Source organism: Pseudomonas sp. MDT1-17 (assembly GCF_054898105.1).
In genome coordinates, this window is sequence record NZ_JBUBVM010000001.1 from 3,894,199 (window position 1) to 3,917,904 (window position 23,706).

At 59.2% G+C, this 23,706-nt stretch carries 20 protein-coding genes and 1 pseudogene; 6 read left to right on the top strand and 15 right to left on the bottom strand.

Annotated elements, in window-relative coordinates; translation table 11 throughout:
- Nucleotides 1-129: 129 nt before the first annotated feature.
- The gene (locus ACYZTX_RS17985; protein WP_462035210.1) at nucleotides 130-2,514 is read right to left on the bottom strand and encodes an efflux RND transporter permease subunit; all 2,385 of its coding nucleotides are present in this window, start codon (nucleotides 2,512-2,514) and stop codon (nucleotides 130-132) included.
- Between the two features lie 28 nt (nucleotides 2,515-2,542).
- The gene (locus ACYZTX_RS17990) at nucleotides 2,543-3,616 is read right to left on the bottom strand and encodes a WD40/YVTN/BNR-like repeat-containing protein (RefSeq protein WP_462035211.1); all 1,074 of its coding nucleotides are present in this window, start codon (nucleotides 3,614-3,616) and stop codon (nucleotides 2,543-2,545) included.
- A gap of 946 nt (nucleotides 3,617-4,562) precedes the next feature.
- Between ACYZTX_RS17990 and ACYZTX_RS17995 the strand changes: the two genes are divergently transcribed.
- Nucleotides 4,563-5,867, top strand: coding sequence for an IS4 family transposase (locus ACYZTX_RS17995; RefSeq protein WP_462037067.1), 1,305 nt, complete (start codon nucleotides 4,563-4,565; stop codon nucleotides 5,865-5,867).
- An 81-nt stretch (nucleotides 5,868-5,948) separates the two neighbouring features.
- Here ACYZTX_RS17995 and pepN read toward each other — a convergent pair whose 3' ends face one another.
- Genes pepN through ACYZTX_RS18025 form a run of 6 tightly spaced genes read right to left on the bottom strand, consistent with a single transcriptional unit; the run spans nucleotide 5,949 to nucleotide 12,467 of the window.
- Nucleotides 5,949-8,606 carry an aminopeptidase N gene (pepN, locus tag ACYZTX_RS18000; RefSeq protein WP_462035212.1) on the bottom strand — a complete coding sequence of 886 codons (2,658 nt, stop codon included), beginning with the start codon at nucleotides 8,604-8,606 and terminating at the stop codon, nucleotides 5,949-5,951.
- Nucleotides 8,607-8,616: 10 nt separating this feature from the next.
- Nucleotides 8,617-9,447 carry a DUF2797 domain-containing protein gene (locus ACYZTX_RS18005; RefSeq protein ID WP_462035213.1) on the bottom strand — a complete coding sequence of 277 codons (831 nt, stop codon included), beginning with the start codon at nucleotides 9,445-9,447 and terminating at the stop codon, nucleotides 8,617-8,619.
- Nucleotides 9,444-9,704 (bottom strand): YeaC family protein, encoded by a 261-nt coding sequence (locus ACYZTX_RS18010; RefSeq protein WP_449644620.1) that lies wholly within the window; start codon nucleotides 9,702-9,704, stop codon nucleotides 9,444-9,446. The genes ACYZTX_RS18005 and ACYZTX_RS18010 overlap by 4 nt, the downstream gene beginning before the upstream one ends.
- Before the next feature lie 29 nt (nucleotides 9,705-9,733).
- On the bottom strand, nucleotides 9,734-10,609 hold the full coding sequence (locus ACYZTX_RS18015) for a rhomboid family intramembrane serine protease (protein WP_462035214.1): 876 nt from the start codon (nucleotides 10,607-10,609) through the stop codon (nucleotides 9,734-9,736).
- On the bottom strand, nucleotides 10,606-11,580 hold the full coding sequence (locus ACYZTX_RS18020) for a metallophosphoesterase (RefSeq protein ID WP_462035215.1): 975 nt from the start codon (nucleotides 11,578-11,580) through the stop codon (nucleotides 10,606-10,608). Before ACYZTX_RS18020 ends, ACYZTX_RS18015 begins: the two co-directional genes overlap by 4 nt.
- On the bottom strand, nucleotides 11,577-12,467 hold the full coding sequence (locus ACYZTX_RS18025) for an NAD(+) kinase (protein WP_010459816.1): 891 nt from the start codon (nucleotides 12,465-12,467) through the stop codon (nucleotides 11,577-11,579). The genes ACYZTX_RS18020 and ACYZTX_RS18025 overlap by 4 nt, the downstream gene beginning before the upstream one ends.
- A gap of 108 nt (nucleotides 12,468-12,575) precedes the next feature.
- On the opposite strand from ACYZTX_RS18025, the gene ACYZTX_RS18030 reads away from it, so the two are divergent.
- The gene (locus tag ACYZTX_RS18030) at nucleotides 12,576-13,526 is read left to right on the top strand and encodes a DUF1853 family protein (protein ID WP_462035216.1); all 951 of its coding nucleotides are present in this window, start codon (nucleotides 12,576-12,578) and stop codon (nucleotides 13,524-13,526) included.
- A 113-nt stretch (nucleotides 13,527-13,639) separates the two neighbouring features.
- Here ACYZTX_RS18030 and ACYZTX_RS18035 read toward each other — a convergent pair.
- Nucleotides 13,640-13,800, bottom strand: a pseudogene (locus ACYZTX_RS18035) (ArsB/NhaD family transporter); the annotation flags it as partial.
- 29 nt (nucleotides 13,801-13,829) lie between these two features.
- Entirely contained in the window at nucleotides 13,830-14,390 is a 561-nt protein-coding gene (locus ACYZTX_RS18040) for an NADPH-dependent FMN reductase (protein ID WP_462035217.1), read from the bottom strand.
- Between the two features lie 174 nt (nucleotides 14,391-14,564).
- Between ACYZTX_RS18040 and ACYZTX_RS18045 the strand changes: the two genes are divergently transcribed.
- Both ACYZTX_RS18045 and ACYZTX_RS18050 read left to right on the top strand, forming a co-directional pair.
- Nucleotides 14,565-14,825 carry a hypothetical protein gene (locus ACYZTX_RS18045; protein ID WP_462035218.1) on the top strand — a complete coding sequence of 87 codons (261 nt, stop codon included), beginning with the start codon at nucleotides 14,565-14,567 and terminating at the stop codon, nucleotides 14,823-14,825.
- A gap of 88 nt (nucleotides 14,826-14,913) precedes the next feature.
- On the top strand, nucleotides 14,914-15,807 hold the full coding sequence (locus ACYZTX_RS18050; protein WP_462035219.1) for a LysR family transcriptional regulator: 894 nt from the start codon (nucleotides 14,914-14,916) through the stop codon (nucleotides 15,805-15,807).
- Here ACYZTX_RS18050 and ACYZTX_RS18055 read toward each other — a convergent pair.
- The 5 genes from ACYZTX_RS18055 to ACYZTX_RS18075 all read right to left on the bottom strand — a co-directional run bounded on the left by ACYZTX_RS18055 (nucleotide 15,773) and on the right by ACYZTX_RS18075 (nucleotide 21,150).
- Entirely contained in the window at nucleotides 15,773-16,387 is a 615-nt protein-coding gene (locus ACYZTX_RS18055; RefSeq protein WP_462035220.1) for a GNAT family N-acetyltransferase, read from the bottom strand. The two genes, ACYZTX_RS18050 and ACYZTX_RS18055, sit on opposite strands and share 35 nt — an antisense overlap.
- Before the next feature lie 14 nt (nucleotides 16,388-16,401).
- Nucleotides 16,402-18,657 carry an Orn/Lys/Arg family decarboxylase gene (locus ACYZTX_RS18060; RefSeq protein WP_462035221.1) on the bottom strand — a complete coding sequence of 752 codons (2,256 nt, stop codon included), beginning with the start codon at nucleotides 18,655-18,657 and terminating at the stop codon, nucleotides 16,402-16,404.
- Nucleotides 18,658-18,885: 228 nt separating this feature from the next.
- Nucleotides 18,886-19,644: a DNA polymerase III subunit epsilon gene (gene dnaQ / locus ACYZTX_RS18065; protein WP_462035222.1), complete on the bottom strand. Its 759-nt coding sequence runs from the start codon at nucleotides 19,642-19,644 to the stop codon at nucleotides 18,886-18,888.
- Nucleotides 19,645-19,846: 202 nt separating this feature from the next.
- The gene (gene rnhA, locus ACYZTX_RS18070; protein ID WP_008152099.1) at nucleotides 19,847-20,299 is read right to left on the bottom strand and encodes a ribonuclease HI; all 453 of its coding nucleotides are present in this window, start codon (nucleotides 20,297-20,299) and stop codon (nucleotides 19,847-19,849) included.
- Between the two features lie 92 nt (nucleotides 20,300-20,391).
- Nucleotides 20,392-21,150 (bottom strand): methyltransferase domain-containing protein, encoded by a 759-nt coding sequence (locus tag ACYZTX_RS18075; RefSeq protein ID WP_462035223.1) that lies wholly within the window; start codon nucleotides 21,148-21,150, stop codon nucleotides 20,392-20,394.
- 65 nt (nucleotides 21,151-21,215) lie between these two features.
- Between ACYZTX_RS18075 and gloB the strand changes: the two genes are divergently transcribed.
- Both gloB and ACYZTX_RS18085 read left to right on the top strand, forming a co-directional pair.
- On the top strand, nucleotides 21,216-21,983 hold the full coding sequence (gene gloB / locus ACYZTX_RS18080) for a hydroxyacylglutathione hydrolase (RefSeq protein ID WP_462035224.1): 768 nt from the start codon (nucleotides 21,216-21,218) through the stop codon (nucleotides 21,981-21,983).
- A gap of 99 nt (nucleotides 21,984-22,082) precedes the next feature.
- The gene (locus tag ACYZTX_RS18085; RefSeq protein WP_462035225.1) at nucleotides 22,083-23,531 is read left to right on the top strand and encodes a lytic transglycosylase domain-containing protein; all 1,449 of its coding nucleotides are present in this window, start codon (nucleotides 22,083-22,085) and stop codon (nucleotides 23,529-23,531) included.
- Nucleotides 23,532-23,706: the final 175 nt, after the last annotated feature.

The following is a 23,706-nucleotide window of genomic DNA, read 5'->3' on the forward strand; positions in this document are numbered from 1 at the left end:
CCACGGTGGCAGTCTAAACAGCCAACGACAGCGACAGCGAGTCCATCCAATTACAGGAGCATCGCAGCTCATCCGGCAGGCGTAAAAAAGCCGCAACCTGGGTTGCGGCTTTTCTATTTCAGCCTGGAATCAGTGAGCGAACAGCGAGTTGCCCTTCTGCCCCGCCAGTTTCTCCGGTTTGATCAGGAACCGCGCCAGCGCTGGCAGCAGCCACAGCGCGCCGAACATGTTCCAGAGCAGCATGAAGGTCAGCATCAGGCCCATGTCGGCCTGGAACTTGATGGCCGAGAAGATCCAGGTGCACACACCGATCGCCAGGCACAGACCGGTGAACAATACGGCTTTACCGGTGGACTTCAGCGTCTGGTAGTACGCCTCTTGCAACGGCAGGCCGGCACGCAGGAAGCTTTCCAGACGGCTGTAGATGTAGATGCCGTAGTCCACGCCAATCCCCACGCCCAGCGCCACCACCGGCAAGGTCGCGACTTTCACGCCGATGCCCATGAAGGCCATCAGGGCATTGCCGAGTACCGAGGTGAGTACCAGCGGCAATACGATGCACAAGGTCGCCGCCCAGGAGCGGAAGGTGATCATGCACATGGTCGCGACGCAGATGTACACCAGGATCAGGATGGTCAGCTCGGATTCCTTGATCACCTCGTTGGTGGCCGCCTCGATGCCGGCGTTACCCGCCGCGAGGATGAATTCCAGGCCGTCCTTGTTGTTCTCTTTGGCGAAGTCCTGCACTGCATGCACCGCGCGATCCAGGGTTGCGGCCTTGTGATCGTTGAGGAACACCAGCACCGGTGCCAATGAGCAACTGTTGTTGTACAGGCCATCGGCACGGGCGATGGAGTTATTCAGCACGTCAGGATTGCGCGACAGGGTTTCCCATTTCAGGTTGCCCTCGTTCATCCCCTTGATCATCTGCTTGGACACGGTCACCAGAGAAATCGCCGATTGGACGCCCTCGGTGTTCTGCATCTTCCACATCAGCTCGTCGATCGGTGCCATGGCTTCGTAGCGAGAGCAACCTTCAGACTTGGTCTTGACCATCACGACCAACACGTCGGAACTGGTGGAGTAGTTGCTGATGATGAAGCTGTTGTCTTTGTTGTAGCGCGAGTCCGGACGCAGTTCCGGCGCGCCTTGGTCGAGGTCGCCGATTTTCAGGTTCTGGCTGTACCAAAGGCCGCCGCCAAAAGCGATCAGTGCCAGTGCAATGGAGACCGGGGCGACTTTCGGGCTGGCAAAGTTCGACAGCAGACGCCAGAACGGGTGTTCGCGGGTTGCATCCTTTTTGCTGCGTTCCACGGCGCGTTTGCTGATACCGACGTAGGAAATCGCCACTGGCAGCAGGATCAGGTTGGTGAACACGATCACCGCCACGCCGATGGATGCACCGATGGCGAGTTCGCGAATCACTCCGATGTCGATGATCAGCAGCGTGATGAAACCCACCGCATCCGCGAGGATCGCAATCATCCCCGGCAGGAACAACTGACGGAACGTACGCCGCGCCGCGGTCAAGGCGTTGTCCGCCTCGCTGGACTGCAAGGCGATGCCGTTGATTTTCTGCACGCCGTGGGAAATCCCGATGGCGAAGATCAGGAACGGCACCAGCATCGAGTACGGATCAAGCCCGAAACCGAAAAAGTGCATCAGGCCCAATTGCCAGATCACCGCCACCAGCGTGGTACTCAATACCGCCACGGTGCTGCGCATGCAGTTGGTGAACCAGTACAGCAGGATCAATGTGATGATGAAGGCGACGCCGAAGAACATCACCACCATGACCAGCCCATCGATCAGGTCGCCGACTTTCTTGGCGAAACCGACGATGTGGATCTTCACGTTAGGGTTCTGGGCTTCAAACTTGTTACGAATCTTGTCTTCGAGTTCGTGGGAGAACTTGCGATAGTCCAGCGCCAGCAACTTGCCCTGGTCCTGCGGATCCGGGTAGGCCTCCAGCAGCGGGATATCGACAATGCTCGACTTGAAGTCATTGGCCACCAGACGCCCGACTTGCCCAGACTTGAGCACGTTGTTGCGCAGCAGGTCGAGGCTCTGCTGGGAGCCGTTGTAGCTCTGCGGAATCACTTCACCACCGGCGAAGCCCTCCTCTGTCACTTCGGTCCAGCGTACGCTCGGGCTCCACAGCGACTTGAGGCCAGAACGGTCAACACCGGAGATGTAGAACACCTCGTCGTTGATCTGGCGCAGGGTCTCCATGTACTCCTTGGAGAAGATGTCGCCGTCGGTGGCTTCCACCGAGATACGCACCGTGTTGCCCAGGTTCGCCAGATCGTTGCGGTGCTCCATCATCTTTTGAATGAACGGATGGTCGAGCGGGATCATTTTTTCGAAACTGGTGGACGGTCGGATCAGCGTCGCCTGCCAGAACAGGAAAATACTCACCAGCAGGCAGATCACGATCACTGCCGGGCGGTTGTTGAAAATCAGGCGCTCAAGAAACGTCGCCTTGTCTTGGTGATGACTGCTCAAGGATGTCATAGCCCCGCCTTTTTATTATTTGCCCGGCTCATTTGGACGACCCATTTTTTCCATTCTCTGCGCCGGCGCCTGTTGGCGAGGTGACGCGAACGCCGCCCTGTCCTGCCAGAATCAGATTGCCGTTGCCAGCCGCAGTCACCGCCGAAACGGAAATACGATCAGGACGATTGAACACGCTGAAAGTTTCGCCGTTGTCGTTGCTGCGGATCACGGAGCCGCCGTTACCGACGATCACGATGGAACCGTCGTCGAGCAGCGTCGCGCCGGACAGTCCGAACTCCAGCGCACCGCGAGCCGCCTTCAACTCGATAGGCTCCCAGGTGGTGCCAAAATCGGTGGAGCGAAACAGATTGCCCCGCAGCCCGTAGGCCAGCAGCGTATTGGCCTGAGTGGTGCCGATCACGCCAAACAGTGAGCCTTCGTATGGACCTTCAAGCTTCTCCCAGGTCTGGCCCCAATCGGCGGAGCGGAACATGCTGCCCTGCTCACCGACGATGAACAGACCGGTATCCTTGACCGCGGCAATGGCGTTGAGGTGGTACTGGTCTTCGTTGTCCAGGCGATCACTGGCGTCTTCCCAGTTTTTGCCACCGTCGGTGGTTTCCAGCAGCGCACCATAAGCGCCCACGGCAAAGCCGCTGTTGACGTCCTTGAACCAGACGTCGAGCAGAGGCGATTCGCGTTTCATATCTTCGAATTGCTTGGTCCAGGTGACGCCGCCATCCTCGCTGGCGAGGATCTGTGCGTCATGGCCCACGGCCCAACCGTGTTTGTCGTCGACAAAAAACACTGAGGTCAGGAGTTGTCGGGTCGGCACCTTGGCTTGGGTCCAGGTCGCGCCCTGATCATCGGAATACAGAATGTGCCCGCGATCCCCGACCGCCACCAGGCGAGAGCCTGCGTGCACGACGTCGAGCATCAGGCTCTTGCTGGCTTTGGCAGATTCAACGGAATAAACGATGTCGGATGCTGGCGCCGCAGCGGCCAGTACAGGTTCCGACAGCATGGCACAGCCCAACAGCGAGAGCGCTGTAGCCAGCAACGCGAATTTGCGTAGTGCCGGCGGGCGGCAGATACCCACACCCATGACAGGCTCACTCATAGACCTTCCCCCATTATTATTGTTAGGTCGTTCAACCTTTCAGGGCGCCGTAAGGGCTGCTCTTTGGGATTACCGTTTCTGGAGCATAGTCCTGGAATACGCAATCTAGAGCCCCTTCGGAAGCTGGCTTATCCTATCGGGGTTTGGAAAGGTCTGACAATCGACGCCGCGTTATGTTTTGTTAACCTGGGGGGTATGCGCAGTTTCTGAATGATTCGGTATCAGGTGGGGTGATTGGGTTTCGGGGTTTCGGGGTTTGTGTACATATCCGTTGCTGCGGTAACGGCGACTTTTGGTTTCGCTCTTACAGCGACTCACTTTTCCAGACGCCGAAAAGTAAGCAAAAGGCTTCGCCCCGGCGTACGGCACTTCGCTAAGGCTCAGTGTTCCCTCGCTACGGTGTCCATCAGGGGGCATCGCCTACGGTCTGCTTCGCGACGACCTCCTCTCGATGTGTGCGGCTTCGCCGCACGGCGCTACGCGCCTAACCCCCTGATGAACACCTCCGCTCGGCCTGCCGAAGGGGCGAAAGATCAAAAGCAGGATCAACATCAAAAGCTAAAGCCAAAGCCAAAGCCAGATCAAAAGATCGCAGCCTTCGGCAGCTCCTACCTTGGATTCGTATGCACCCGCCCTTCACCACTCAATAGGGCGAGCGTTAGCTCGCCTGCAGCTCTTGATCTTGATCCACCCGCCCCTTCACGCCCTGAGCCTCTCCGTCAACCCGTAGACACCTCCATCGGCGCCTCTATCAATGTTGATCCTCGCTGCGTTAAAGCCAGCAAGTAAGCCTTTTGGTTCCTTTTTGGCGTTTGAAAAAGGGACTCGCTGTAAGAGCCAGCCCTTTCAAGGTCTTTGATAAAATCCTCAAAACTCCAGTCAGGACGGCGAGACGATGTGGGCAGAAGTTTTAGCGCGGTTCGAGAAAAAAGCACCGGCCAGTGTCATGGCCAAATTGGTTTTGGAGCAGGCCGTTGCGGCAGAGTGGGTTGATCAGGTGTTCGAAGAACATCGTCAGCGCCAGTACCCGCGCGAGCTTTTGTTTTCGACCATTATTGAGCTGATGTCCCTTGTTTCTCTGGGGTTGCGGCCCTCCCTACACGCCGCCGCGCGGCAGATGGAGGATCTTCCCGTCAGCCTGGCGGCGCTTTATGACAAGGTCAGCCGAACCGAACCTGCGCTGTTGCGCGCGTTGGTAACTGGTAGCGCGCAGCGCCTGGCTCCGACGATTCAAGAATTGGGTTGCTCGGCCATTTTGCCTGGCTGGCAATTACGCGTCGTCGACGGCAACCATCTGCCTTCCAGCGAAAAACGTCTGGGCGCTTTGCGCCGTGAACGAGGTGCCGCCCGCCCTGGTTTTTCGGTCGTGGTTTACGACCCTGATCTCGACCAAGTCGTCGACCTTCAGCCCTGTGAAGATGCCTATGCCAGCGAACGCGTCGGCGTGTTGCCCTTGCTGGAAAAAGCCACGGCGGGCCAGCTCTGGATGGCTGATCGGCTCTACTGCACGCTCCCGGTCATGGAGGCCTGCGAAGATGCCGGCGCTTCATTCATCATTCGCGAACAAAGCAAGCATCCACGCCTGCTTAAAGAAAGCGACTGGCAGGAGCCTGTCCCGGTCGCAACCGGCAGCGTGCGCGAGCAAACCATCGAAGTAAAAGGCGGACGCCAGTGGCGGCGTGTCGAACTGAGCCTGCAAAACCCCACCGAATCCGGCGACACCACGCTGTCCTTCTGGAGCAACTTGCCCGACACCATCAGTGCAGAGCAGATCGCCGATTTGTATCGACGTCGCTGGAGTATCGAAGGGATGTTCCAGCGTCTGGAATCGGTGCTGGACAGTGAAATCGAAACCTTGGGCAACCCCAAAGCCGCCCTGCTGGGGTTCGCGTCCGCCGTGTTGGCTTACAACGTTTTGTCCGTGCTTAAACGCAGTGTCGAACAGGCTCATTGCCAGACTCAATCAGAAGACTGGGAAGCGTCGATCTTTCACCTGACGGTGCAGGTACGCAGCGGTTATGAGGGCATGCAAATAGCCTTGCCGCCAGAGCACTTATCCATCCCCATCCCCGCAGGAGGGCTGGCTCAGTACCTGCTGACGCTAGCCCGAAACGTCCAGCCCAAAGCGGTCGCCAAAAGCAAACGAGGTCCGAAGGTGCCCAAATCAAAGGAGTGGCTTGAGGGCAAGGCAGTGAATGCCCATGTGTCGACAGATCGGGTGCTCAAAGCCGCCAAGGCCAAAAGACCTTGAAAGGGATGGCTGTAAGAGCGAAACCATTAGCGGCCGTTACCGCAGGAATGGATATACACCCCTGCGGAAACAAGCCCCAACTCAAGCCAGGCTTTTGCTGACCACCTCAAACACATCGCTGGACAACTGACCCGAAGCACGAATCCGCTCCAACTCACCTTTCATCAACGCCTGACGCGCATCGTCATACTTGCGCCAGCGCGTCAGCGGCGCCAGTTGGCGAGAGGCAATCTGCGGATTAAACCCGTTCAACTCGATCACCAGATCCGCCAGGAACCGATACCCCGATCCGTCAGCCGCATGGAAGTTGATCAGGTTCTGCCCGGCAAACGCGCCGACCAGTGCCCGCACCTTGTTCGGGTTCTTGATGTTGAACGCCGGATGCTGCATCAACGCCTTGACCCGCTCCAGACCACCAGGCAACACACTGCCCGCCTGAACGCTGAACCACTGATCCATGACCAGCGGGTTGTCCTTGAAGTGCTCGGCAAAACTCGCCAGTGCCGTGGCCTTTTCTTCGTCGAACGACGAATTTACCAACACCGCCAACGCCGTCAGGCGCTCGGTCATGTTGTCGCTGGTCTCGAACTGCTCCAGCGTCGCCGCCAATACTTCCGGTTTACCGCTGAGCATCAGGTACGACAGCGCGATGTTCTGCAACGCGCGACGAGCGAAGTGTTCTGCTTCAGCCACATACGGGGTTTTCTTCGAGAGATCGCGATTGGCCTGATAACGCAACCACAACGCCTCGAACAACCCTTCTGCCAATTGCTTACGAGCAAACTCGCGAGCGATGTGAATGGCATCAACGTCAGCGACTTCGCTGATTTCGGTCAGATACGCCTCGCCCGGCAGCGAGAGCATTTCCGCGACCATGGCCTGGTCCAGCGTCTGGTCGGACAGCACGGTGCGCAAGGCAGAAATCAGTCGCTGATCCAGTACCAGTTTTTCGCCCTTCTGCTGTTGGGCGATCAACTCTTGCAGGACCTGCACCGACAGTTGCTGGCCAGCATCCCAACGGTTGAAGCCGTCGCTGTCGTGTTGCATCAGGAACATCAGCTGATCGCGGTTGTACGGGAAGCTCAGCTTCACCGGTGCCGAGAAGCCACGCAGCAACGAAGGCAATGGCTGTTCAGCGATGTCGATGAAGGTGAAAGTCTGCTCGGCTTCAGTCACCGAAATAACCCGTGAGGTGCCCTGGTCGCTGGCTTCACCGGAAAGACGCAACGCAATGGCCGCACCTTTGGCGTCTAGCAGGCCCAATTCCACCGGTATCACGAACGGCAACTTCTCAACCTTGTCCGGGGTTGCCGGGCAGCTTTGACGGAACGTCAGGCTGTAGGTTTTCGCCGCAGCGTCGTAGGACTCGCTGACCGCCAAGCGCGGTGTGCCGGCCTGGCTGTACCAGCGTTTGAACTGGGTCAGGTCGACACTGTTGGCATCTTCCATGGCCTTGATGAAGTCGTCGCAGGTCACGGCCTGTCCGTCATGGCGTTCGAAGTACAGGTCACTGCCTTTGCGGAAGCCTTCGGCGCCGAGCAGGGTGTGGATCATGCCGACCACTTCCGAACCCTTTTCGTACACGGTCAGGGTGTAGAAGTTGGAAATCTCGATGAAGCTGTCCGGGCGCACGGCGTGGGCCATGGGACCTGCGTCTTCGGCGAACTGGTGGGTCCGCAGGTACGCCACGTCCTGGATGCGCTTGACCGTGGCCGAGTTCATGTCGGCGGAGAAACCGGAATCGCGGAACACGGTGAAGCCTTCCTTGAGCGACAACTGGAACCAGTCGCGGCAGGTCACGCGGTTGCCCGACCAGTTATGGAAGTACTCGTGTGCAACGATCGCCTCGACCCGCTGGTGCGCGGCGTCGGTGGCGGTTTCGGCGCGGGCCAGCACGGCGCTGGAGTTGAAGATGTTGAGGCCCTTGTTCTCCATGGCGCCCATGTTGAAGTCGTTGACCGCGACGATCATGAAGATGTCCAGGTCGTACTCGCGACCGTAGACCTCTTCGTCCCAGCGCATGGACTTCTTCAGGCTGTTCATGGCGTGCTGGCACTTGTCGATGTTTTCCGGCTCGACATAAATGCGCAGCGCTACGGAGCGATCAGTCATGGTGGTGAAGGTGTCTTCGACGCACCACAAATCACCGGCCACCAGCGCGAACAGGTAGGCAGGTTTCTTGAACGGATCTTCCCAGGTCGCCCAGTGTCGGCCGTCTTCGCCCGGACCTGAGGCAATCGGGTTGCCGTTGGACAGCAGCACTGGATAGCTGTGCTGCTCGGCGACGACCGTGGTGGTGAACGTGCTCATCACGTCCGGACGATCGAGGTAATAGGTGATCTTGCGGAAGCCTTCGGCCTCGCACTGGGTGCAGAACATCGTGCCGGATTTGTACAGGCCTTCCAGCGCGGTGTTGGTTTCCGGGTGGATCTTGACGCTGGTGTCGACCGTGAAGGTGGTGCTGGACGGGTGCAGAGTCAGGTGGTTTTCCGTCAGCTGATAGTCGGTGGCGGTCAACTCGCTGTCGGCCAGGGTAACCGACAGCAATTCAAGCTGCTGGCCGTCCAGCACCAGCGGCGGCAGGCCCGGGCCACGTTCAGGATTGCGGCGCATCACCAGTTGCGCATGGACCAGGCTGTGGTCCTCGAACAACTCGAAGGTCAGGTGCGTCTCGTCGATCAGGTACTCAGGCGCCTGATAGTCTTTCAGGTAGATCATCTTCGGTTGTTCGGTGCGCATGCTGGAGTCCTTACTGATGCACGGCGAGCTGATAGGCCGTGTACTTACGAATATTGATCACGCCAGTGTCGAAAATCAGGTATTGGCCCTTGATCCCCAGCAGCGTGCCTTCGGCAATCGGATTCTTGTCCAGGTTGAAGCTGACGATTTTGGCCGGGTATTGCTCGACCGGATAGCGGATTTCGAGGACGTCTACATCGGCAATGGTCTGGATTGCTTGTAGGCCGAATCGTTCCTGCAAACCTTGCAGCCCTTCGGCACAACTGTCGAACAACTGATCGCGAACCTCGGCCAAGTTCACCGAAACCGCATCGCCCTTGAGTAAAGCACGCCAGTTGGTCTTGTCTGCCACCTGACTGCGAAACAGGTCTTCGACGAAACCCGATTGCTGACGGGTCGAAACGCGCATGATCGGCAACGCCTGACGGGCGCCCTGATCGATCCAACGGGTAGGCAGTTGAGTGGCGCGGGTAATCCCGACCTTCACCCCCGACGAGTTGGACAAATACACGATGTGATCGGTCATGCAGAACTTTTCGCCCCACTCCGGCTCTCGGCAGGTGCCGGCGTCATAGTGGCAACGCTCCGGGCTCATGATGCAGAGGTCGCACTGGGCCAGTTTGGTCATGCACGGGTAGCAATAACCCTGGCTGAAGCTGGTTTTGGTTTTGCGTCCACAATGCGAGCAGTGAATCGCCCCCAGGTATTCCAGACGCACCGTGGTGCCGATCAATGGATTGACCGGGACCTCGACGTCATCCAGACGAAACGCGTACTGCACGTTCGGCCCGTCAAGGCGCGCCGACATTTTGCTGATTGCACCGCGGCCAATCTCGATCAATGGACGGCATCCGACTTGAACAGGATGTTCGGCACGGTGATCGACTTGGAGCCGCACTCCTGCACGCCCATGTAACCGGTGCGCTGGTCTTCGGGCAGGTTCTGGATTTCCCAGGCGATCATCGCTTGCAGCGACAGTTCGCGTTGTTCGGCGGTGAGTTTTCCACCGTCGGACCATTTACCGATTTCCACTGCCAACTTCAGGCTCTGGTAGATATCGGGGGTAATGTTTTGGATCATTTCGTTAAAAGAGGACATCAAGGTCTCCGCGCTCTTTATTCACATAACTAATTTAAGGCGGCCAGTTTACGGAGGTTGTACAAACCACCCAACAAACCGGTCAAGCATCCGACGAGCAACCCGCCGACGTGGGCCGCATTGGCAATTTCACCGAAGCCGATCATCGAGACCAGCCCGGAAAGACACAGCAGCAACCACACCAGCATCATCACCAGCACACCGCGCGGCAGGCGATAAGCACGGTTCGGCGACAACAGCTGGAAAATCCAGCAATGCCCTAAAAGGCCATACAGCACGCCGGACAACCCGCCAAACAAGGTCTGGCCACTGAAATAATACTGGGCGTAGTTGGAAACCAGACTGAAGAGCAAGGTCAGACCGATCAGGTTGATGCTGCCCTGACGCGACTCGATGCGTCGTCCCAGTTCCCAGTACCACATGCCGTTCATGGCCAGGTGCAGGATGCCGAAGTGGATCAGCATCGGCGTCACCAGACGCCACCACTGACCCGCCGCCAGGCTGTCGGTCAATGGCACGAAGTGGATGTACTCGCCGACAACGCGGAAATCGAGGAAGGTCAGCCAACGCATTGTCTCGAGGTTTTCGCCCAGCAGCGTCACCGCGCCGACAAGCAGGCTCAGCAGCAACACGAACGCTGTCGCCTTGGCATGGCGCAATTGCTCGACGAAACCTGGGCGCTTTATGGTTTGGGCCACCGGAATGTCCAGCTGTTGCTCGGGATCACCGGCCGGGAAGCGTTCGTACAACGAGCGCACGTCGTCGCTGATGTTGGCCGGCACCCACAGCACCTGCTCACCCGCCTCTTCGCTGACCCGATGCGGCACCTGCATGCGTCGCAACAGTTCGACGAACCCGCTCAAGTCCACCGCCAGCGGCAGACGTAAAACGGCAACGGCACTCATCGCAGCACCTCCGGACGTTCGACATCGACCCAGACAAATTTGTGCGGGTCGAGACGGGTTTCCTGGTCCAGACGGTAGGCGACCAGTTTGCCGTAGAGCACGGCGCTGTAATCCAGACAGGCCAGGTTTGGCCGGATCGGCACCGGTTTGCCGCTGCGCCAGTAGTGGCCGACGAACAACAAAGGCTCATCGACGCCATAGCGCAGCAAGGTGTTTTTCTCGGTGGACGACAGCGGCGTCTGGGCCACGGGTTCGGGCAGGGCGTCGGGCTGGAACACAATATCTCCGTAGGTTTGCGGGTCGTCTTCCCAGAACTTGGTGCGGAAAAACGAACGCGTCAGGCCATCGCCGCTGGTCATGGTCAGGCCATGAGGCAAGCGCATGTCGGTGCCGCGCAGCAAGCGGTCGAACACGGTGCAGGCGAAACTGCCCGGCACCGCGGAGGCCTGAAGGAAGTGCTCGTCGACGCAACCGTTGGGGAACAATGCCCGTAGCGGTTCGATCAGTCCCGAGTCCCAGCATGCATGCACCACCCGGAAACGCCCGGCATCGACGAACAATGGCATCTCATAGAACCATTGCAGAAAGTCATGCCAGTCAGCCGGATGGTCTTCGAACTGGGTCAGGGTTTCGTTGAGCAAGCGGGCATGCCGCGGGGTGTGTTCACGCACGAACTGCTTGCCGCTGCCCGGAAGCGCCGGCGTGCTCCAGCCGAGGGCGTTGAATTCATGGTTACCCATGATGCACAGCGCCTGGCCGGCTTCAACCATGTCGTGAACGATGTGCAGCGCTTCGCGAATCCGCGGGCCGCGGTCAATGATGTCGCCGACGAACACCGCCATACGCGACGGGTGCCGCCAGACGCCACCGTGCTTTTTATAACCGAGCCGGTCGAGCAAGTGCTCAAGGGTCAGAGCGCAACCGTGCACGTCACCGATCAGGTCGTAGCTACGCGCGGGATCGAGCATCAATCGCCTCCACCACCCAACCGACTGCCCCAGCCGAGCTTGGTCCGGCAGACTTCATAATAGTTGTGGTCGAGCGGGTGAATCAGCCGCAGCTTCTGGGCCTTCTTGCTGATAGTGATGGTGTCACCCGGCGCGCAGGTGAAGTGGTTCTGCCCGTCACAGGAGACTTGCGGGTAGATCTGCATATCTTTGGACACGACGATTTTCAGCTCGCTGTTGCCATCGACCACAATCGGCCTGCCCGACAAGGTATGGGGGTACATCGGCACAATCACAATAGCGTCGAGCTTGGGATGCATGATCGGCCCGCCCGCCGACAGCGCGTAGGCGGTGGAACCAGTGGGCGTGGCGACGATCAGGCCGTCGGCCTTCTGGCTGCAGACGAACTGGCCGTCGATGTACAGCTCGAACTCGATCATCCGCGTCGATTTGCCGGGGTGCAGCACCACATCGTTCAGCGCATCGCCCTGGCCGATGGCCTCGGCGTGGCGGCGGACTTCGGCTTGCAGCAGAAAGCGGTTTTCCACCAGATAGTGGCCGTCGAGCACTTCGGCGACTTTGACTTCCAACTCATCGGGGCGAATATCGGTCAGGAAGCCCAGGCTGCCCCGGTTGATGCCGAGCACCGGAATATTGTGCCGGGCCAGCGCGCGGGCGGCGCCCAACAGGCTGCCGTCACCGCCGACCACAATCACCATGTCACATACTTCGCCGAGCATCTTGCGCGACGACGTTTGCAAGCCATGACCCGGCAGGACTTCGGCGATGGTGTCTTCGAGGATCACGTGCAGGTGACGATCGAGCAGAAACCGTTTCAGTCGGCGGACGGTATCCAGCACCTGAGAACTGCCCAGGCGACCGATGATGCCGATATTGCGAAATTGCTCCATGGGGTTCCTGCGAGGACGGCGAAAGACACAATTATGGGCGAAAGCGCGGGATAGACAAAATCCTTTCAGCGACAAGGATGTACTCATGTTTAGGGCTATGCTCGCAAGATGATCCTATTTCCAGATTTGCTGCAGTTACCCCACCAGTTGCGCCACCCCGAAGTGCGCGACCTGGCGTGGGTCATCCTCGCGCCGCCGATGCTCGACGTCACCCCGTGGCCGCAACGCCATCCGCTGGCCGGCAGTGACTGGGTACAGGCGCCGGAGCGACTGGAGCTATGGCTGCGGCAACTCGATCGCGACAGCTATGACTTGTTGCACTGGCTGGCGCAGGCCAGAACCCGGCGCTTGGGCTTGTACTACGAGCGCCTCTGGCAATACGCCGTGCGGCACGCGCCGGGTATCGACCTGATTGCCGCCAACATGCCGATCCGCCGCGAAGGCCACACGCTGGGCGAGCTGGACATGCTGCTGCGCGACCGCGACGGCGTGCATCATCTGGAACTGGCGATCAAACTTTACCTTGGCCCGCAAAATGGCGACGGACACGACACCGCGCAGTGGCTCGGCCCAGGCTGCCACGATCGACTGGACCGCAAACTGGCCCATCTGACTCAACATCAATTGCCGATTTCGGCGCGCCCGGAGAGCCGTGAAGTGTTGGCGGCTCTGGATATCCAGCAGTTCAGTGCGCATTTGTGGCTGGGGGGCTATTTGCTGTATCCGTGGCCGGGACCGGCCGAGCCACCGAACGGCGCACATCCACAGCACTTGCGCGGTAGCTGGCTGCATCAGAAGGACTGGGCAGATTTTGTCGTGCAGCGTCCATTCGGTCGCTGGCAACCCCTGCCTCGCCATGCCTGGCTGGCGCCAGCGCACTATCCGGCGGAGCAGACCTGGAACAGTGAGCAGCTGAATGCCTGGCTCAGCGATCTGGAGCCACTGGCGCCAGCGCAGTTGCTGGTGCGATTGATCGAAAATACCGACGGGGATTGGGAGGAAGCCGAGCGCTTGTTTCTGGTGGCGGATCTTTGGCCTAACGTTCCTGGCAGTGGCTGAGATTTGTGGTGACTGCGATGGCCTCTTCGCGAGCAGGCTCGCTCCCACGTTTGATCTCCTTTTGGCGAAGATCCCTGTGGGAGCGAGCCTGCTCGCGAAAGGGCCAACCCGGTTCAGATGGATAACCGCAATGCCAGCGCCACCAACGTCACAAACGTCACCAACAATACCGGTACCGTCACCTTGAAGTAATAACCCCAACCGATCCGAAGCTCTTGCGTTCCAGTACATGCAGCCAAAGCAACGTCGCCAGGCTGCCGATCGGAGTAATTTTCTGTGGCCGGCTCAGTGGCTAAATGAGCGTCATAGCGTCTTGTGTTGCTCGACCCACTTGCCGTAAGCATCGATGAATTTTTGCAAGAACGGCTTGACCGACTCGGACAGGTTACCCGCCTCATCGAACGCTGTACCGGCGCCGCTCAGATAGGCTTCCGGTTGCTGCATGCAAGGCACATCCAGAAACACCATGGACTGGCGCAGGTGATGGTTGGCGCCAAATCCGCCGACAGCGCCCGGCGAAGCACTGATCACCGCTCCAGGCTTACCGCTCCAGGCGCTCTTGCCATAAGGGCGCGATCCCACATCGATCGCATTCTTCATCGGTGCTGGCACCGAACGGTTGTATTCAGGGGTCACGAACAGCACTGCGTCGGATGAACTGACTTGTTGCCGGAAAGTGCTGTAGGCTGCCGGCGGTGAAGCACCGTCGATGTCTTCGTTGTAGAGCGGCAAATCGCCGATTTCGACGATTGTAAGCTTGAGATTGGCAGGCGCCAGGTCGGCCAGGGCCAGCGCCAGCTTGCGATTGATCGAATCCTTTCTCAAGCTGCCGACCAGTACGGCGATCGTATAGACGTTGCTCATGGAAGATTCTCGACTGTCCGATGGAAAGAGCTTGTAGTTATAGATGACGATTCAATCAGTGGGCGACTGAAACGCCGCCCCTGACTATTTTTTTCCTGTAGGAAAACTTACTTCGCCCAACCACGGTCTACAGAGCCGCATATTGAGTGATTTATCTCCAGAGGTTCTAAGCAGATGGCAGCAGTACTCGTCGGTCAGTTCCATGCAAGAGACGCGGAAGGCCGTGTCTATTCCGTGCATGAATTCCAGGAATCCACCCCGTCGGCAGACGGCCTCGCTGGCTCGGTGCCTGTCACCACTTATAAGCTGGCCATTGGCGACCGCGTCAATAAGCTCGACGACAACCAGTTTCTGCTGGTGCAATCGAACATCACCATCGTGCGCGAACCCGACACCTATGTCGGCAGCCGGCCGGAAACCACCCTCGCCTCATAACCCCGTGTTATGAGCAGAAGTCATATGCGCGCACTTGAGTTAGGATTCAGCCACTGACTCCCTCACCTGCTGAACATGGACTTCACGCATGCGTTTACGTCATATCGAAGTGATTCAGGCGCTCTTGCAGACCGGTCACCTGGGCACCGCGGCCGAATGGCTGCAGCTGCCTGTGGCCGAAGTCGAACGCATTCTTCGCGACGCCGAGGATCAGTTGGGTTTCATGCTGTTTTCCAGCGTGCGTGGACGCCTGCAGGCCACACGCGAGGCGCGGGAGTTGCAGGTCCAGATCGCCCACGTTTATGAAGCGCTCGAGCCGGTCCAGCGCCTGGCCAACAGTCTCAAGCAATATCAGGCTCCGCCCTTGCGGATCATCTGCACGCCGCCCCTGGCACAGCAGTTATTGCCACAGAGCATTGCCGCCCTGCGCCGACGCCTCCCTGACGCGCCTTGCACCCTCCTGAGCCAACCCACCCGCGAAATCGTCAGAAGCCTGCTGCTGCGCGAAAGCGATCTGGGCCTGAGCCTGCATGATCCCGATCACGCCGACATGCATTGCCAGGTAATTGCCCAAGGCAAACTTCAGCTGCTGGCACCTCACGGTTGGCTGCAACCCAAACAAAAGTACATCTCGCTGCAGGACCTGGCCGGCCAATCGATGGTTGGCCTGGAGGGTCATGAGCCGCTGAGTCCGGTGCTGGAGAACAAACTGCATGCCCTGCGCCCTGCCCCGGTCATTCAGACCCGCGTACAGACTCACCAGATGATGCGCAGCATGGTCGAGGCCGGTGAAGGCCTGGCCATCGTCGACCCTTTCACCGCCCTCGGGGCCAAATCGGCCGGGCTGGATGCCTGCCCGCTGGCGCCCGCCGTGCCGATCAGCCTGTATGCCTTGACCCTCAAGAACGGCGAGCCATCACCGGCGGTTCAGGCCTTACTGGGGATCATTACGGAACAAGCCGTGGCGATGTTGGCGAGTTAGCCAGGGTTTCCAGCGGGTTATCGAACAATCGATACCAGAACAGCGCCACTTCAGCGGTGTTCGGATCGATTCCGCGATAGCGCAGATGATCGATTCCGCCCATGACGTAACCGATGCGCTCATATAGGCGACAGGCGCCCAGATTGTTGTTCTGGGTTTCGAGCATGATGCCCGGCAGTTTCTTTTTGCGGCTCCAGAACTGCGCCACATCCAGCAACGCCTTGGCCACGCCATGGCGGCGCGCCGGCGCATGCACCGCCAATTCGTCGATATGGGCAAAGCCGTTCCAGTTGGTGCTGACCACCAGGTGGCCCACCGGCTCATCATCGAGATAAGCCATGAAAATCGCGCTGTCAGCGGCATCGCGGAAACTGCTGAACTCTTCAGGATCGATGCCGTAGCACTTGCGATAGGGCGTGATCGGCGTCACCAGCCAATGCTCCACCGGTATGCCGATTTCGGCTGCGCCGTAGGCCGCGACTTCAAAACTGAAATCACTGCCCCAGATGTAGGCCGCAAAACCGTCGTCGGCAACGCGTACCGACAGCCCTGGATATTTAGGATTCATGAGTGGTTGCATACTGGGAAAGGTCCTCATTCCTTGATGCAATCGACGGTGTAATGCCGTCCATTGCCCTCGTCTTCGTGTTGCAAACCGTGCACATCAGCGACAAACCCCGGGAAGCTGCTATCGAACGTACGGGCGAATGCCAGGTAATCGATAATCGAGCGTGTCGATTCAGTGAAACGCTCGCCGGGCATGATCAACGGGATGCCCGGCGGGTACGGCACCAGCATGACTGCGGCGATCCGCCCATCCAGAGCATCGATCGACACCGCTTCAACCTCGCCACGCACCAATTGATCATAGGCGTCAGATGGCTTCATGGCGATTTCCGGCAGCACGGTGTACATGCGCTTGAGGTGTTTGGCCGTGGCATTGCTGCGGTAGCAGGCGTGCAGTTGATCGCACAGATCCCGCAAGCCCATGCCCTGATAGCGCGCGACATTCTCTTGCGCCACGCACGGCAGGCAATTCGCGAGGCTGACGTTGGCATCGTAGCTGCGCTTGAATTCCAGCAACTCGGTCAGCAGCGTGCTCCATTTGCCCTTGGTGATGCCCATGGAGAACAGCACCAGGAATGAATACAGCCCGGTCTTTTCGACGACCAGCCCACGCTCCCAAAGGAATTTGCTGACCACCGCCGCCGGAATCCCGCGTTCGCTGAGTGCGCCGCCTGCCGTCAGGCCCGGCATCACCAAAGTGACCTTGATCGGATCGAGCAGCACGTAGTCGTCGGTCACGCCGCCAAAGCCGTGCCAGTCGGCGTCGGGTTGCAGCAGCCAGTCTTGCGTGACAACACGGTCGATGCCTTCCACCGACGGTGGCTGCCAGATGGAAAACCACCAGTCGTCAGCGGCGATGTGTTGGCGCAGATTGGCCAGCGCCCGGCGAAAACTCAGCGCTTCGTCGAACATTTCCTGCAACAGCGAACGCCCGGCCGGCCCTTCCATCATGGCCGAAGCCACGTCCAGCGAAGCGATGATGCTGTACTGCGGCGAAGTGGAGATGTGCATCATGAACGCTTCATTGAAGCGATCCCGATCCAGTTGCCGCGCGCCGCCGTCCTGCACGTGAATCATCGACGCCTGGCTGAACGCCGCCAGCAGTTTGTGGGTGGAATGGGTGGTGAACACCAGCGGGCCGTCTTCACTGCGGGAAGTGCCCATGCCGTAACGCCCGGCGAAGAATTCGTGAAACGCCGCGTAGGCGTACCAGGCTTCATCGAAGTGCAAGACCTCGACGCTGTTGCCCAACTGCTGCTTGATCAGCTCAGCGTTGTAGCAGAGGCCGTCGTACGTCGAATTGGTCACCACCGCCAACTTGACCTTGGGCGCCCGGCCCTTGGTCAGCGGGCTGGCATCGATTTTGGCCTGAATCGATTCGCGGCTGAATTCGCTCAACGGAATCGGGCCGATGATCCCCAGCTCATTGCGCTCCGGGCACAGGTACAGCGGGATGGCGCCGGTCATGATGATCGAGTGCAGCACCGACTTGTGACAGTTGCGGTCCACCAGCACAAAGTCATCGCGCGCGACCATCGAATGCCAGACGATTTTGTTGGCGGTCGAGGTGCCATTGATCACGAAGAAGGTGTGATCAGCGCCGAAGTTGCGGGCAGCACGGGCCTCCGCTTCTGCCAGCGGACCGGTGTGATCAAGCAAAGAACCGAGTTCCGGCACCGACACCGACAAATCCGAACGCAGGGTATTTTCCCCGAAGAACTGGTGAAACGCCTGTCCCACCGGGCTCTTGTGGTACGCCACGCCGCCGCCATGACCGGGTGTGTGCCAGGAATAATTGGAGTCGGCAGTGTGTTGCACCAGCGCCTTGAAAAACGGCGGCAGCAGACCATCCAGGTATTTTCGCGCGGCTCGGGCCACCTGGCGGGCCAGGAATGGCACGGTGTCTTCAAACAGATAAAGGATGCCGCGCAACTGATTGAGTTCAGCCATGGCGTCGGCGGGAGCGTTCTCCAGGGTCACCTGCTCACCCAGAGCGAAGATCGGCAAGTCGGGCGCACGAACCCGCGCCAGGCCGATCAGCTCGGCCATGTTGTGTAATAGATGAGAGTGTGCGCTGGCGTCTTCGGCCGCAATCAACATGCAGGAAAGACCGTGATGGGTCGAGGCGACCAGGCGCCCTTCGGTGTAATCCACCGCCGAGACAATGCTGAAGCCTTCCTGCTCCAGTTCCCGGGCGATGCCACGCACGCGGTCACCGGCGACGGTGTCGGCCTTGATGTCGCGATGGACGATCAGGACCGGGAATTTCAGATCTTTATACATGGGGCTCAGTGTCCTGAGGCGGCAGACCGTGGTCCGCCAATCACCTCAGGGTAGAGGGTTCAAGCGCTTGTGGCGAGCGCGATGCCCTAAAATGGGTCATCGGGCGCGGTACGCCTTATCAAGATCAAAAGATCGCAGTCTCGTTTCACTCGACAGCTCCTACAACGGAATGCGTAACCCCGTAGGAGCTGTCGAGTGAAACGAGGCTGCGATCTTTTTCCGAAGCGCCTACGCCTGAGCCTTGGCCTCGGCCAGTTGCTGCCAGAGCGACGGGGCGCCGGCGGATTTGGCGATGGCTTCCAGGCGTGCCACGTGTTGGGCCAAGTCATCTTCGCTGGCGCGAACAATTCGCGTCGGTTGACGATCGACCGGCAGACGGCGGATTTCGGTGGCCGAGTTGTCTGCCCCCTCACCGGAACCATTGCCATCGGAGGCATTACCGGCCAGGGACAGACTGGTCTGGCCGCCCGTCATGGTCAGGTAAACGTCGGCGAGGATCTCGGAGTCGAGCAACGCACCGTGCAGCTCACGGCCGGAGTTGTCGACGCCATAACGTTTGCACAAGGCGTCGAGACTGTTGCGCTGCCCCGGGTGACGTCCCCGGGCCATCATCAGGGTGTCGAGGATCGAGCAGTGTTGCGTGATGTCCGCACGATCGTGCTGGCCCATCAAGGCGAATTCGTTGTTGATGAAGCCAACGTCGAACGCCGCGTTATGAATGATCAGCTGCGCGCCCTTGATGAATTCAAAGAACTCATCGGCCACTTCAGTGAAGCGCGGCTTGCCCACCAAAAATTCGTTGGTGATGCCGTGGACGCCAATGGCGCCTTCATCACTCTCGCGGTCCGGTTGCAGGTAAACGTGGAAATGCCGGCCCGTCAGGCGCCGACCGATCAACTCGACACAACCGATTTCGATAATCCGGTGGCCGTCGGTCACCGGCATGCCGGTGGTTTCGGTATCGAGTACAACGGATCTGGTGGCCATCAGTGCTCAGCTCTCAACGGGTCAATCGTGCAAAAGCGGCGATGTTAACACGCTCGCCGGGGTCTTTCAGGTACCCCGTGTTGCACCCATTCGCGAGCAGGCTCGCTCCCACAGTTGGCCGAGTTGTCCGGGCGGAAGCGGTCCAATGTGGGAGCGAGCCTGCTCGCGAATGGCGCGACACGGTGCATCGGTAGTGCCGGGATCAGGCCTGTTTGTAACCGCGTACTTCATCTACGCCGCGGTTGGCCAATTGGTCGGCCCGTTCATTGCCGTGGTGGCCGATGTGGCCACGCACCCATTTCCAGGTGACGTTGTGGCGATTGACCTGCTCATCGAGCAGCTTCCACAAATCAGCGTTTTTCACCGGTTCTTTCGCCGCCGTTTTCCAGCCGCGCTTCTTCCAGTTGTCCATCCACTCATTGATGCCTTTCATCACATATTGCGAGTCAGTCACCAGCAGGACGTCGCAGGAGCGCTTGAGTTCTTCCAGGCCGCGGATCGCGCCCATCAGCTCCATGCGGTTGTTGGTGGTGTTGGCTTCGCCACCCCACAGTTCTTTTTCAATGCCCTTGCACACCAGCAAAGCGCCCCAGCCGCCTGGGCCAGGATTGCCTTTACAGGCGCCGTCGGTGAAGAGTTCTACGCTATCGCTCATGCCAATCTATCCAGAAAATGCGGTGGCTCGCCGATCAATGTTCGACGATGCCCGAGGCCGGGACAAACCCGGCCGGGAAAATAAAAAGTGTATTACGGATCGATACGGCGACGATTGACCTTGGCCATCGGCAAAGGAATCAGCTTGCCCATCGGTTCGCGCCGCTCCTGACGGACGGGCCGCAGGCCCACCACGATCTTGCGCGCTACCAATAAATAGAAGCCGCCACCCGACAATTGCCAGTCACCGGCCTTGCGCTCCCAACCAGCCAGACGAGCTTGCCAGGCGGGTGACGCAAGCGGCGGACGATAGCACCCGAAGCGACGTTTCTCCAGCGCGAAACCCAGCAGATTGAGCCAGTCGCCGACTCGCGACGGGGAGATGCAGCGAGCCTTGCGCAAGGCGTCGTGAGCAAAAACGTGTCGCAAGCCCCAACTGCTCCAGGGATTGATCCCAATGATCAGCAGATGCCCGCCGGGCCGCACGCTGCTCGCCGCTTCACGCAGCAAACCGTGGGGTGACAGGCAGAAATCCAGCCCATGCTGCAACACCACTACGTCGGCGGCATGCTCGCTTAAAGGCCACGCCTGCTCTTCGCAGACGATCTCGACACCCGGCAACGGCGCCCCGAGCCGCACATTGCGCTGCACTTGCGGCGCCGACGGCGGTGTCTGGGCCGACGGACCGTAATGCACCAGGTAGCCACCAAAGAAGCGCCCCAACTCGTCTTCGAGCATGCGACGTTCTTCGTCCAGCAGAAATTGCCCAATGGGGCCGGACAGCCATTCACGGGCCGCGCTGATCAATGTCAGCCACTCAGGATCAGCCTGAGCGAACGCTTTATCGGTCATTGCATTCTCCAACGCGCCAGGAAGTTCTAAGATGCACCATTGTTTTCCGCTTGGCGAATCCGACGATGATACAGATCAGTGCCCTGCCCGCCTTCACCGACAACTACATCTGGTTGTTACAAGACCACCGCACCCAGCGCTGCGCAGTGGTCGATCCGGGTGATGCCGCGCCAGTGCAGGCCTGGCTCGCAGAGCATCCGGGTTGGGTGTTGAGTGATATTCTGATCACTCACCATCATCATGACCACGTCGGCGGCGTCGAGCAGCTTAAAAAAGCGACAGACGCGAAAGTCTACGGTCCGGCGAGCGAAACCATCCCGGGCCGGGACGTGGCGCTCAAGGACAACGACCGCGTCACCGTGCTGGGCCGGGACTTCGATATCTTTGCCGTCCCCGGTCACACCCTGGGGCATATTGCCTATTACCATCACGGCCTGCTGTTCTGCGGCGACACCCTCTTTGCCGCCGGCTGCGGGCGGCTGTTTGAAGGTACGCCGGAGCAGATGCACACCTCGCTGACGCGCCTGGCTTCATTGCCTGAGGATACGCTGGTCTATTGCACCCACGAATACACCCTGAGCAACCTGAAGTTTGCCGCAGCGGTGGAACCGAACAATCCGGACACCGCCGCACGTCTGGAAAAAGTCACCGCGCAACGTGCAGCCGGAATCATGACGCTGCCCTCTACTCTGGCGCTTGAAAAGCTTACCAACCCGTTTTTGCGTGTCGACGAAACATCCGTTAAAGAAAAAGTGGACGAACGGAATGGAACCGATAACCGGGCTCCGAGTGCGGTTTTTGCTGCGCTTCGGGCTTGGAAAGATAAGTTCTAAGTAGCTATCCCGTTGGTACAAAAATTCTGAATGGTTGACCGCAGGGGGTACGCTTTCTAGAATCGCCCGACATTTTTGCCCGGAACTTACTTCCAGCCAATGTCGTCATCTATTCGTAAAGCCATCAATTCAGACGCATTGACCCGCTTGGTTCAAGCCATAGCGGTGGCTGTGTCCGCCACCCTGGCGGGCTGTTCCAGCCATGTGCCGCAGACCGAAGCGACACACACACCGAACATTGCCGCGCGAGCCAAGCAGAAACCTATCTGGCTCAGCGAAAAACCGACTCCGGAAATTCCACAGGATGTCTGGGAGCGTATGCGCCAAGGCTTCCAGCTGCAGGACAACGTGGGCGTCAACCCACGCATCGAGCAACAGCGCCTGTGGTTCGCCAGCAACCCGTCCTTCCTCGAAAATGCCGGCGAACGCGGCAGCCTCTACATTCACTACATCGTCGAACGCCTTGAAGAGCGCAACATGCCGCTGGAACTGGCGCTGTTGCCGGTGATTGAAAGTGCCTACAACCCGATGGCCTATTCCCGGGCCAACGCGGTTGGCTTGTGGCAATTCATCCCCTCCACCGGGCGTTACTTCAACCTGCGTCAAACCCGTTTCTATGATGGCCGTCGCGATATCACCGCCTCGACCACCGCGGCCATGGATTACCTGACCCGCCTGCACGACATGTTCAACGGCGACTGGCTGCTGGCCCTGGCGGCCTATAACGCCGGCGAAGGCACGGTCAGCCGTGCCATCGAGCGTAACGAAAAGCTCGGTTTGCCGACCGATTACTGGAACCTGCCGCTGCCGGCTGAAACCCAGGCCTACGTGCCGAAGTTGCTGGCGTTGTCGCAAGTGGTGCTGGCACCCGAAGCCTACGGTGTGAACCTGAACCCGATCGCCAACGAACCGTACTTCCAGGTCGTCGAAATCAACCAGCGCATGGACCTGTCCAAGGTCGCCGCGGTGGCCAACATCGACGAAGACGAACTGTTCCAGCTCAACCCGGCGTTCAAGCAGCGCACCACCATTGATGGCCCTCAGCATCTGCTGGTGCCGACGTCCAAGGCGCAGCTGCTGACCACCAGCCTTTCGACCATGCGTCCTGAAGAGCTGATCAGCAAGAAGTCGCTCAAACCCGTATTCGAAGGCGCAGACGACTCCGAAATTGCCAGCCTCAAACGCGCTTACCGCGTTAAACGCGGCGACAACCTCGGCACCATCGCCAAGGCCAACAAAGTCGACATCAAGGACCTGCAGCGCTGGAACAAGCTGACCGGCAAGAACCTCAAGGTCGGCCAGACACTGGTCATGCAGGACACCACCAAGCGCAGCAGCGGTCGCGTCAACACCGTCGTGGCGGCGAACAGCAAGTCAGACAGCAAGAAGCAGCAACAGCAGACCCAATACAAGGTCAAGCAAGGCGACTCGCTGTACATGGTAGCCAAGCGCTTCAACGTTGAAATGCAGCACCTCAAGCGCTGGAACCCACGGGTCGGTCAGGCGCTGAAGCCTGGGCAGATGCTGACGGTGGCTTCCCCACGCTGATTGATGTGAAACCAGAAAAGATCGCAGCCTTCGGCAGCTCCTACGAATGTAAGCACGTGTAGGAGCTGCCGCAGGCTGCGATCTTTTTTTATGCCCCGACACCGCTTTCAGCACCCGTCTTTTTCCTGTCGATACAAGCTGTTACTGTACGGGCCACAAAGCCCAAGCCGCCTGG